Annotated in this window: 10 protein-coding genes; 7 read left to right on the forward strand and 3 right to left on the reverse strand. The window is 61.3% G+C overall.

Features of this window, described 5'->3' with window-relative positions; translation table 11 throughout:
• Positions 1-61: 61 nt before the first annotated feature.
• Positions 62-988, forward strand: coding sequence for a patatin-like phospholipase family protein (locus CFBP6623_RS01825; protein WP_046800692.1), 927 nt, complete (start codon positions 62-64; stop codon positions 986-988).
• A 208-nt stretch (positions 989-1,196) separates the two neighbouring features.
• Here CFBP6623_RS01825 and CFBP6623_RS01830 read toward each other — a convergent pair whose 3' ends face one another.
• Positions 1,197-3,029 (reverse strand): monovalent cation:proton antiporter-2 (CPA2) family protein, encoded by a 1,833-nt coding sequence (locus CFBP6623_RS01830; RefSeq protein WP_046800693.1) that lies wholly within the window; start codon positions 3,027-3,029, stop codon positions 1,197-1,199.
• 117 nt (positions 3,030-3,146) lie between these two features.
• Here CFBP6623_RS01830 and CFBP6623_RS01835 point away from each other — a divergent pair, with 117 nt between their 5' ends.
• From CFBP6623_RS01835 to lpxK, 6 genes are all read left to right on the forward strand, one after another.
• Entirely contained in the window at positions 3,147-4,493 is a 1,347-nt protein-coding gene (locus CFBP6623_RS01835) for a TldD/PmbA family protein (RefSeq protein WP_046800749.1), read from the forward strand.
• Between the two features lie 92 nt (positions 4,494-4,585).
• Entirely contained in the window at positions 4,586-5,392 is an 807-nt protein-coding gene (locus CFBP6623_RS01840; protein WP_080842267.1) for a 3'(2'),5'-bisphosphate nucleotidase CysQ, read from the forward strand.
• 61 nt (positions 5,393-5,453) lie between these two features.
• On the forward strand, positions 5,454-5,693 hold the full coding sequence (locus CFBP6623_RS01845; protein ID WP_046800695.1) for a DUF4170 domain-containing protein: 240 nt from the start codon (positions 5,454-5,456) through the stop codon (positions 5,691-5,693).
• A 212-nt stretch (positions 5,694-5,905) separates the two neighbouring features.
• A complete protein-coding gene (gene waaA / locus CFBP6623_RS01850; protein ID WP_046800696.1) occupies positions 5,906-7,228 on the forward strand; it encodes a lipid IV(A) 3-deoxy-D-manno-octulosonic acid transferase in 1,323 nt (440 codons plus the stop codon).
• Positions 7,222-7,959, forward strand: a complete 738-nt coding sequence (locus tag CFBP6623_RS01855; RefSeq protein ID WP_046800697.1) for an HAD family hydrolase — start codon at positions 7,222-7,224, stop codon at positions 7,957-7,959. The genes waaA and CFBP6623_RS01855 overlap by 7 nt, the downstream gene beginning before the upstream one ends.
• A gap of 234 nt (positions 7,960-8,193) precedes the next feature.
• The gene (gene lpxK, locus CFBP6623_RS01860; RefSeq protein WP_046800698.1) at positions 8,194-9,234 is read left to right on the forward strand and encodes a tetraacyldisaccharide 4'-kinase; all 1,041 of its coding nucleotides are present in this window, start codon (positions 8,194-8,196) and stop codon (positions 9,232-9,234) included.
• A gap of 179 nt (positions 9,235-9,413) precedes the next feature.
• Here the strand turns inward: lpxK and CFBP6623_RS01865 are convergent, their stop codons facing one another.
• On the reverse strand, positions 9,414-9,635 hold the full coding sequence (locus tag CFBP6623_RS01865) for a DUF2093 domain-containing protein (RefSeq protein ID WP_046800699.1): 222 nt from the start codon (positions 9,633-9,635) through the stop codon (positions 9,414-9,416).
• 151 nt (positions 9,636-9,786) lie between these two features.
• A complete protein-coding gene (gene mutL / locus CFBP6623_RS01870; protein ID WP_046800750.1) occupies positions 9,787-11,607 on the reverse strand; it encodes a DNA mismatch repair endonuclease MutL in 1,821 nt (606 codons plus the stop codon).
• Positions 11,608-11,717: the final 110 nt, after the last annotated feature.

The following is an 11,717-nucleotide window of genomic DNA, read 5'->3' on the forward strand; positions in this document are numbered from 1 at the left end:
GGTCTTGTCTTGTTTGCGCAATAGGCAGGATTTTTTCTGCGGAAAGAATTTGGGTATTCGCATGGACCAGGGTGTAAACGAGAGTGTCACGATCGTGCGTGCCGGGGAAGATGTCCTCGAAGGCGACGGCGCGGGCGGCCATGAGCCGACATTCGGACTGGCGCTCGGCGGTGGTGGCGCGCGCGGCATCTGCCACATCAACGTCGTCGAGGCCTTCGACGAACTCGGCATTCGGCCGGTGGCGTTGTCCGGCTCCTCCATCGGCTCCATAATCGGCGCGGGCATGGCGGCCGGCATGAGCGGCCGGGAAATCCGCGAATACACTCTTGAGCTCATGGGACGGAAGGGCTCGGTGGCAAACCGGCTCTGGAGCCTTGGGCCCGCATCCATGCGCCATGCGGTCGATGGTTTTCGCCTCGGGCAGTTCAATCTCGAACTCATCCTGCACGCCCTGATGCCGCAGGCGCTGCCGAAGGATTTTTCGGAGCTTGCGATCCCGCTGAAGGTAATAACGACAGATTATTACGCTCAGACCGAAGTGGTGGTGGAAAGCGGCGAGATCATTCAGGCGCTGGCGGCGTCCGCTGCCATTCCGGCGCTGTTCATGCCGGTGCGTATCGATGGCCGCATCATGATCGATGGCGGCATTTTTAATCCCGTTCCTTACGAACATCTGCTGGATCATGCCGATATCGTCATCGGCGTCGATGTGGTCGGCGGCCCGGAAGGTGACGGCACCACCATGCCTAACCGTCTGGACAGCCTGTTCGGCGCCAGCCAGCTGATGATGCAGGCGGCGATTGCCCTGAAACTCAGATTACGCCCGCCACACATCTTCCTGCGTCCGCCGGTGCACCGCTTCGGCGTGCTGGATTTTCTGAAGTCCGAAGAGGTGCTGAACGCCTCCGCCAGCATCAAGGACGATCTGAAACGGCAGATTGAAATGCAGGTGGAGCTGTTTCATCGCGGGCAGGGCGTGGAGGCCTGAGGGTTACTCGCCAAGTATTTGCCAGAAACGAGCGGGTGCCACTGATTTCTTCTCCCCGAGGGGGAGAAGGTGGCCCGAAGGGTCGGATGAGGGGGCAACGCCAGCGAGAGGCTGAGAGCTTGCCCCCTCATCCCGCTGCCGCGGACTTCTCCCCGGCGGGGAGAAGAAACAAGCGGCGCTCTCCTGGTTCGAACGCGCACCTTGCCGCCTATAGCGACACCTCCGTCTCGCTGTCCTCCAAATCCTCTTCTTCCTCCTCCCGCTTCTCCGCCTTGTTCTTCGGCTTCATCAGCGGCTCCGGTTTCACCTCGCGCACCGGCTTGTTGTGCAGCATCTGCCGGCCGGCGGCGAGGCCTTCCACGGCCTGCAGCTGGAGCCGCTCCTCGTCACGTTCGCGAATATCGTCGGAGATCGCCAGCGCCCGCTCGCCATCCATATCCAGCCCCTCCAGAATGCGCCGCCCGAACAGCAAGCCGGATTCCAGCGTCTCGCGCAGTTCGTATTCCACGCCCTTTTTCCTGAGATCGAGGGAATGCACGCGATCATAAGAGCGGGCATAGATGCGCACGCTTGGAAATTCCGACTGGATCATGTCGATGATGCGGTCGGTGACTTCTTTCTTGTGGGTGCAGACCGCCACCAGATCGGCCCGTTCGATGCCGGCGGCGATCAGCACATCCTTGCGGGTGCCGTCGCCGAAAAAGATGCGGAAACCGAAACGTGCGGCCTGACGCACGCGATCGGCGGAACTGTCGATGACGGTGACGTCACGTCCGCCTGCGAGAAGGATCTGTGAGGCGATCTGGCCGAAGCGCGAAAAGCCGATCATCAGCACATCCGCGCCAGCCCCGTCGAAATCTTCGTCCAGCGTGTCTTCGGCGGCATCCTCCGCCGTCAACCGGCGCGATATCACCGCCAGAAGCGGCGTCAGCGCCATGGAAAGCGTGACGACGGCGACGAGGATCGAGGCAGTCGCCTGTGGAAACAGCCCGGAGGCGGCTGCCGTTGTGAAGAGCACGAAACCGAATTCACCGCCCTGCGCCAGAAGGAGTGCGATACGGCTCGACGCATATCGTGACGAGCCGGCAATGCGGCAAAGGCTGTAGATCAGTGCGGCCTTGACCGCCATCATTGCCGGCACGGCGATCAGGATGAGGAGGATGTGCTCATAGACGATTTTGACATGCAGCGACATGCCGACAGCCATGAAGAACAGCGCCAGTAACAGCCCGCGAAACGGTTCGATGTCGGCTTCCAGCTCATGCCGGTAGGAAGATTCCGACAGCATCAGTCCCGCCAGCAGCGCCCCCATGCCCATGGAAAGCCCCACAGCCTCCATGACGGCGGCAGCGCCGATGACGACGAAGAGTGCCGCCGCGATCATGACTTCGCGTGCACCCGTGCGGGCGATGATCTGGAACATCGGGGTCAGCAGGAAGCGTCCGGCCAGCACCATGCCCGCCACCGCAACGACCGAGGCGACGAGGTCGTAGACCATCGAATCCGAAGCCACATCCGGCCGGTTGGAAAGAATGGTGACGAGCGCAAGAAGCGGTACGATGGCGAGATCCTGAAACAGCAGGATCGAAAACGAGCGGTTGCCGTGCCGCGTGTTCATGTCGCCGTCGTCTTCAAGAATCTGCAGCGCAAAGGCGGTGGAGGAAAGCGCAAGGCCGAAACCGGCGACAAGGCTGCCGCGCGCATCGATCAGCCCCGCCCACCAGGCAATCGCAGCCAGCACGCTGCCGGTCACCAGCACCTGCGCCAGCCCGAGGCCCAGAATATCGCGGCGCATCTGCCAGATGCGCGAAGGCTTGAGTTCCAGACCGATGATGAAGAGCAGGAAAACCACGCCCAGTTCCGAGACATTGAAAATGTCCTTCGCATCCGTGACGAGATGCAGGAACGGCCCGATGATGATACCGGCGACCAGATAACCGAGCACGGTGCCAAGCCCGAGCTTGCGGAAAACCGAGGCCGCGACGACCGCTCCGGCCAGAAGCAGCAAGGGTTCGGAAAAGAGAGCATCGTGCTCGGTCATGCGGGCGGACTTTCGAATATGGTGGCGACAGAAGCCTTGCCGATTGAGAAAGCGGCGTTTCGCCCTTGATGCGGGGTTGCTGGCACAATAAATGGAACAGGAATGAAAGGCCAACTCATGTCCTCAGAAATAGATTCTTCCAAACTTCTCGATCGCGCCAGCGAACTTGTCGATCTTGCCCGTGCCGCCGGCGCGGATGAGGCGGATGCCGTTGTCGTGCGCTCCCGCTCGCAATCGGTCGGTGTGCGGCTTGGCAAGGTGGAGAGCACCGAATCGTCGGAAAGCGACGATTTTTCCCTGCGCGTCTTCGTCGGCCGCCGGGTGGCAAGCGTTTCGGCCAATCCGGGCTTTGATCTGAAGACGCTGGCTGAGCGGGCGGTGGCGATGGCGAAGGTCTCGCCGGAAGACCCCTTTGCCTGCCTTGCGGACAAAGAACGGTTGGCGAACTCCTATGACGATCTCGAGCTTTTTGACGCCACCGAGGTTTCGTCCGATCAGCTGCGCGAGGCCGCCCTTGCTTCGGAAGAGGCAGCACTTGCCATCAAGGGTGTCAGCAATTCCTCCGGCGCCGGCGCATCGAGCGGCATGGGCGGCCTCGTCCTTGCCACATCGCACGGTTTTTCCGGCAGCTATATGGGCAGCCGCTTCAGCCGCTCCGTCAGCGTCATCGCCGGTGAAGGCACCAAGATGGAGCGCGACTACGATTTCGACAGCCGCCTTTATTATACCGACCTGGATGCCGCCGAAGAAATCGGCCGCCGTGCCGGTGAAAAAGTCGTGCGGCGCGTCGGCCCCCGTCAGGTCGATACCGGCAGCAACATCACGGTGGTTTTCGATCCCCGCATCGCTCGCGGTTTCGTCGGCGCCATCGCTGGTGCGATCAACGGCGCCTCGGTTGCCCGCAAGACCAGCTTCCTGCGCGATAAGATGGGCCAGCAGGTTCTGAAAAAGGGTCTTTATCTCACCGACGATCCGCAGATCGTCCGCGGCCCGTCCTCCCGTCCCTTCGATGGCGAGGGCGTGCGCGGCGAGAAGATGACGATGATCGAGGACGGCGTGCTGAAACACTGGTTCCTGTCCACCTCGGCGGCGCGGGAGCTTGGCCTTGAAACCAACGGCCGCGGCGTGCGCGGCGGCACCTCTGTCTCGCCGGCCTCCACCAATCTGGCGCTGGAACCGGGTGATATTTCGCCGGAGGATTTGCTGAAACAGGTCGGGTCAGGCTTTTACGTCACCGAATTGATTGGCCACGGCGCCAACATGATAACGGGTGAATATAGCTGCGGCGCGAGCGGTTTCTGGATCGAGAACGGCGAAAAGACCTTTGCGGTTTCCGAGGTGACCATCGCCTCGAACCTGAAGGACATGTTCATGCGGGTCACGCCGGCCAATGATATCGACCGCAAATATGGCGTTGCCGCATCGACGCTTGCGATAGAAGGCATGACGATCGCAGGCAAGTAACCAGCCTGCGGGTTGTTTTCGCCGGCACTTTATGTGCAAGTGCGAAGAGAAAAACAGGCGCGCCGTTTGAGGCGCGCGGAAAAGACGGCAAAATGAACGATATGGCTGAGGCCCGCTGGGCCTCCGATTTGCGGCTGGTCCTCGAAGCCGCGCGCAAGGCTGGCGAGACGGCTCTCGGTTTCTTCCGCAAGGACCCCGAGGTCTGGTGGAAGAATGGCGGGCTTTCGCCGGTCAGTGCCGCCGACTACGCCGCCAACGAAATTCTCGAAACCATCCTGCGTTCCGCCCGGCCGGATTATGGCTGGCTTTCGGAAGAGACGGATGACGATGCCGACAGGCTTTCCCGCTCCACCGTTTTCGTCGTTGATCCGATCGACGGGACCCGCGCCTTCATTGGCGGCCGGGATACCTGGTGTGTCAGCGTCGCGGTGGTGCATGAGGGGCGGCCGGTCGTTGCGGTCCTTGTTGCTCCGGCGCTTGCCGAGGAATTCACGGCGCTTGAAGGCGGCGAGGCGCTGAAGAACGGGCAGGCCATTTCCGTCGCGCGCGAAAATGCCGGCATCTTCCATCTGGCGGCCCCCGAAGACGTGATCGCTTATCTGCCGGAGGAGGTGCGCGCCGGCGTCAAGCGCATTCCGCACGTGCCTTCGCTCGCCTACCGGCTGGCCGTGGTGGCGGATGGCCGCATCGACGGAACGCTGGTCAAGGCCAATTCCCACGAGTGGGATCTGGCCGCGGCCGACCTCATCCTGGAAAGAGCAGGTGGGCAGCTTGTCGGCCTCGATGGAAAACCTCTGATGTATAATCGCCGTGAGGTGAACCACCCCGCATTGTGCGCCGCAGCAGATTATGCGCTGCCCGCACTTTTGAAAGCGTTTTCACACGTTTCCGACGGTTGACGTTTGCCCGGAAATCCCGCAGATGAAGGCCTCTCTCAGCGTTTAAGAAAGAGATAATGACATGACGGAATCCGGCAAACCGAAACAGCTGCTGCACCTCGTCTTCGGCGGCGAACTTGAAAACCTTCAGGATGTTCAGTTCCGGGATTTGAATGCGCTCGATATCGTCGGCATCTATCCGGACTATGCTTCTGCCCTCACGGCATGGAAGTCCAAGGCGCAGATGACGGTCGATAATGCCCATATGCGTTATTTTATCGTGCATATGCACCGTCTTCTCAATCCCGACGACAAAAATTGAGTCCTTTTGCCCTTGCGTTGTAATACTATTGGGTGAAGGCGAGCTTTCCGTGATTCCTGCCGTTCAGCGCAGGCCGGGAGTTCCGGCACGAGAAAATGTGATCGCGCTTTCGTTTCCGATGATAAAAAATGACGCAATTTGAGAAGAAGTAGGCGGCGACAACAACAAGAACAGGGGCAGGCTTTGCGCGGAATGATCAAGGGCAGAATGTCATGAGCAGCCGTATCGCACGTTTCGCTCTTTCGGGTTACCGGATCGCCGGTATCGCCGCCTATCCCTTTGCCCGACCCTATCTTTCCTATCGGGCCGCAAAGGGCAAGGAAGACAAGCGCCGCCGCTTCGAACGTTTCGGTTATGCCAGCGCCGAGCGCCCGCGCGGGCCACTCGTCTGGTTCCATGCCGCAAGTGTGGGCGAAACGCTTGCCCTCATTCCGCTGATCCGCGAAATCCGCAAACGCGACATTTTCGTGCTCCTGACCACCGGCACCGTCACCTCGGCCGAACTGACCCGTACGCGGCTTGGCGATGATGTGATCCACCAATATGTGCCGCTCGATATCAAGATCGCGGTCAACCGCTTCCTCACCTATTGGGCGCCGGATGCCGCCATCACCGCTGAATCGGAAATCTGGCCGGTGACGATGATGGAGCTGGAGCGCCGGCACATCCCGCAGATCCGGGTCAACGCCCGTCTGTCCGACCGTTCCTTCGACCGCTGGAAAAGCCGTCACGATATTGCGGAATCGCTGTTTTCCAAGCTGGCGCTGGTGGTTGCGCAATCCGATCTCGATGCCGAACGCTTCCGCGATCTCGGCTCCTGGCCGGTGGTGATTTCAGGCAACCTCAAGGGCGATACCGATCCGCCGCCCTGTGACGAGACGCTGCTGGAGACCTATCGCAAGCAGGTCGGCAATCGCAAGACATGGGCGGCGATCTCCACCTTCGACGGCGAAGAAAAGGCTGCCGCCACCGTGCATGCGGCGATCAAGTCGCGCAACGGGCAACTGACCATCATCGTGCCGCGCCATCCCGAGCGTGGCGACGACGTGGAAGCCATGCTGAAGGGCATGGGACTGACGGTCGCGCGCCGTAGCCGCAACGACGTGATCACGCCGGAAACCGATATTTTCCTCGGCGATTCCATCGGCGAAATGGGGCTTTACCTGCGGCTGACCGAACTTGCCTTCGTCGGCCGTTCGCTGACGGCGGAAGGTGGGCAGAACCCGCTGGAGCCGGCCATGCTGGGCTGCGCCGTATTATCGGGCGCGCATGTGCAGAATTTCCGCGAGGCCTATCAGAAGCTGATCCGCGCCGGCGGCGGTCGTATCATCCGTGATGTGGAGATGCTGGCCAAGGCGGTGCACTATCTGCTGGTCAACGACAATGAGCGTTACAAGATGATCGATGCCGGCAACCGGGTCATTCAGGACATGCGCGGCGCGTTGTCCTCCACCGTCAAGGCGCTGGAACCCTATATCAACCCGCTTACCGTTTCGGCCAAGCTGCAACCGCGGAGCGCCATCGGTTCATGGTAGCGGATATCGAAGTTGATGCGGCGCAGTCGATCGCCGCCGTGCTTTTCGACAAGGATGGTACGCTTTTAGGTTATGACGCGAGCTGGGGACCGGTAAACCGCGAACTTGCGGCGATCGCTGCCAAAGGCGATGCGGCACTTGCCGATCGGCTTCTCATTGCTTGCGGCATGGACCCGATCACCGGCCACGTGGTGCCGGACAGCCTGCTCGCCGCCGGAAATACGGCGGAAATCGCCGCCGGTCTGGTTGCCGCCGGCTCGCCCTGCGATGTTGTCGAACTGACGCAGCGCCTCGACCGGCTCTTCACCGAAGCCGCGGATAAATCCGTGCCCGTCACCGATCTCAAGGCGTTCTTTGCACGGCTGAAGGCGCGCGGCTACAAGCTCGGTATCGCCTCCAGCGACAATGAAAATTCCATCCGCCAGACGGCAATCCGCTTCGGTTTCGAGAGCGATGTCGATTTCGTCGCGGGTTATGACAGCGGTTACGGCACCAAGCCGCAGCCCGGCATGGTTCTCGGTTTCTGCGAAGCAATCGGATTTCCGCCGGAACGTGTGGCTGTTGTCGGCGACAATAATCACGATCTGCATATGGCAAAAAATGCGGGCGCGGGTTTACGCATCGCCGTTCTGACGGGAACCGGCTCACGCGAAAGCCTCGGTGCGGATGCGCATTATTGTTTCGATGATATTACCGCGCTGGAAGCGCTGTTGCCGGAACGGGTTGTTTAAGAAGGAACCACCCATCTCTTCCGTCATTCCGGCCTCGAACCGGAATCCAGCCAGCCCAAGTCCTTGGGCTGAAACAGACTCTTCTCGCCGCGCAGACGCGCGCCGGATGGATTCCGGCTCGAGGCCGGAATGACGGAGAGCTTTTTTGCAATTTATGGTTTTTTCTGGCAAACAACCCCTGACGTATAACATCCGAACGAATGCCGTGGGCGACGCGGCCGGGAGCGGGCATAGATGGTTTCTGAAGCGCCGCCATTCTGGTGGCAGAAAGCGGGCTGGCAGGCATGGCTCCTGTCGCCTTTCTCGCTTCTCTACGGCAAGGTTGCCGGACGGCGGATGCGGACGGCAAAGCGGGCAAGCGTATCCGTCCCGGTGATCTGCATCGGCAATTTCACTGTCGGCGGAGCGGGCAAGACACCGACGGCGATGGCAATCGCCCGGGCTGCTACCGCTAAAGGCCTGAAACCCGGTTTCCTCAGCCGCGGTTATGGCGGCACGCTTGATGTCACCACCCTTGTTGATCCGCACCACCACCGCTCCGCCGATGTCGGCGATGAGCCGCTGCTGCTGGCGCGTGAGGCGGTGACGGTGATTTCGCGCAGGCGCGTCGAGGGCGCGCATCGGCTGGTGAAAGAGGGCGTCGATCTCATCATCATGGATGACGGCTTCCAGAGCGCGCGCCTGACGCTGGATTATGCGCTTGTTGTCATCGATACGGTGCGTGGCATCGGCAATGGCCACCTCGTGCCGGGTGGGCCTGTGAGAGCGCCGCTGGCCGATCAGATGCGGCAGATGAGCGGCCTTTTGAAGGTCGGCAACGGCCATGCGGCCGATCCGCTGGTGAGACAGGCGGCAAAGGCCGCCAAACCCGTCTTCGTTGCAGCGATTACGCCGCAGGAACCGCAGGAGTTCAGGGGAAAGCGCGTGCTGGCCTATGCCGGCATCGCCGATCCGGCCAAGTTTTATCGAACCGTTGAGGCGCTTGGCGGTGACATCGTGCAGCAGCGCTCCTTCCCGGACCATCACCATTTCAGCGACGACGAGGTCGCTGATCTCCTGCAGGATGCGGGCAAGGAGAACTTGCAGCTGGTGACGACGGCCAAGGACGCCGTGCGTCTCAATGGGCATCACGGTCGGGCAGAGGAACTGCTGTGGAACAGCCAGGTTATCGAGATCGATATGGTGTTCGATGACCCCAATGCGGCCTCAACGATCATCGATGCCGCGATCCAGCATTGCCGCACCCGCCTGCTGCGGGAAAATGCGCGGTCGTAATTGTGGAGGTTATCGGCAAGGCCTGTCCCGAGCATCTGCAACCTATCGATTTATGAGACATCAGCAGATGCTCGGCACAAGGCCGAGGATGACGTCGAGTGAGGGTGTCAGCCGCCTCTGCAACTTCTCCCGAGAAAGCCGCTTAACACACGTAAACGCTTCAGCACGACGTTTCCGGCTCAAGCCGGCAAACTACCAGCCTTCCGTTCAGCCTCAAGCGAAGCGGCCGCGTCCACATAGGCTTCCTGCCGCGCCACGCTCCAGTAACGCAATTCATCGAGCGGAATGGTCTTTCCGGTGATGGCGCAGACGACATGTGAGCCGGTTTGCACGATCCGGAAGTCTCCGTCGAGATATTCGATGACGGCGAGACGATTTCCGCCTCCCTCAAATCTGTTCATCCGTTTTCGTCTCCTGCTCTGTCCTGTCAGGGCACCCAGTCCGAAACGGCGTAGCGTTTTCCTGAACAATCCGGATGCTCCAATGTCCTGGATTTATATCGTTCGGCGCGGCACAAGGCCAGCCCCGGCCGCTTGCGGCTGGGTGAAGACGTCAGCTTCGACCGAAGAGCCGTTCTATATCGGAAAGTTTCAGTTCGATATAGGTCGGGCGGCCGTGATTGCATTGTCCTGAGCCCGGCGTGTTTTCCATCTGCCGCAGAAGCGCGTTCATCTCCTCCGGCCGCATGCGCCGGCCGGAGCGCACCGAACCATGGCAGGCCATGGTGGCCGCGACATATTCCAGCTTGTTGGCAAGCGTGGAGGCGGCGTCCCATTCGGCGATCTCGTCGGCAAGCTGGCGCACCAGCCCCTGCACATTGACCTCGCCGAGCATGGCCGGTGTTTCCCGAACCGCAACCGCTCCCGGCCCGAAACGCTCGATGACGAGGCCCAGCCCATCGAAACCGGCGGCATGATCCATCAGCCGGTCGCAGTCTTCCTCGGGCAGATCGATGATCTCGGGGATCAGCAGAACCTGCGACGGCGGACGCCGGGAATGCAGTGCATTGCGCATTTCCTCGAACACCAGCCGCTCATGTGCGGCATGTTGATCGACGATGACGAGGCCGTTTTCCGTCTGTGCGATGATGTAGTTCTCATGCAGCTGCGCCCGTGCGGCTCCGAGGGGGTAAAGCACCGGTTCGGACGAGGAATTTGCGGCGGCTTCGTAAGCCTCCCGTGGTTCCGTCCGCGCCGTCGGCATGGTGATGTCGGAAAAGCGCGATTGCACCGCCTCCGCAAACTGTGACCCGCCGGAAACGGCGAGCGGCCGTGAAGGCGAGGTGGCGGCGGACCATGTCACGGAGGGAGAAGGCCGCAGGCCGGACGGGCTGTATCCGGGACGAAAGGCATTCATCATCTGACTCGCGCCGGTCGTCGCCGCCCTGTCACCGTCGCGCGTCAGCGCCTGCCGGATCGCGCCGACGATCAGCCCGCGAATGAGGCCGGGATCGCGGAAACGCACATCGGATTTCGCCGGATGCACGTTCACATCCACAAAAGCGGGGTCGAGCGTGATGGACAGCACCGCGACCGGGTATCGCCCATGCGGCACGGTTTCGGCATAGGCGCCGCGAATGGCGGATAAAAGCAGCTTGTCCTGCACCGGGCGGCCGTTGACGAAAACATATTGATGCGCCGAGTTGCCGCGGTTGAAGGTCGGCACGCCGGCAAAACCGGTCAGCATCACGTCCTCGCGCCCGGCATCGATCTCGATGGCATTGTCCTTGAAGTCCGCGCCGAGGATTTGCGCCATGCGGGCAAGGTGGTCATCGCCGGTCGAGGGGATTTCGAGCGTCGAACGGTCGGTGCCTGACAGCACGAAGCGGATATGCGGAAAGGCGATCGCCATCCGCTTGACGACCTCGGTAATGGCGGCCGCCTCCGCCCGTTCCGTCTTCAGGAATTTCAGCCGCGCGGGCGTGGCGAAGAACAGGTCGCGCACCTCGACGATGGTGCCGGCATTCGCGGCGGCGGGGCGCACGTCCGAAACCTTGCCGCCGGTAACCGAAATCACCGAACCCTGTTCCGCGCCCTGTTGGCGGCTGGTGATCGAAAGCTTGGCGACCGAACCGATGGAGGGCAGCGCCTCGCCGCGAAAACCAAGCGTGCGGATGTCATCCAGCGTCGTGGATATTTTTGATGTGCAGTGGCGCCTCACCGCAAGCTCCAGATCGGCGGGTGACATGCCGGAACCGTTATCGGTGATCCGCACCAGCCCCTTGCCACCGCCCGCCGTGGCGATCTCGATCCGGGTTGCGCCCGCGTCGATGGCATTTTCCACCAGTTCCTTCGTGGCGCTGGACGGTCTTTCTATGACCTCGCCGGCGGCGATCTGGTTGATGAGGGTTTCTGAAAGCTGCTTGATGGCCATGATCGTCATTTTCGCGGATTCGCCATGGCTTCGAAAGCAAAAAACGCCAATTGCGGCAATTTGCACATGTTTTGTGGACTTCCGGGCATTTGATCATTTCCGGCAACGCC

The sequence above is a fragment of the Agrobacterium tumefaciens genome (assembly GCF_005221385.1).
Classification (GTDB): domain Bacteria; phylum Pseudomonadota; class Alphaproteobacteria; order Rhizobiales; family Rhizobiaceae; genus Agrobacterium; species Agrobacterium tomkonis.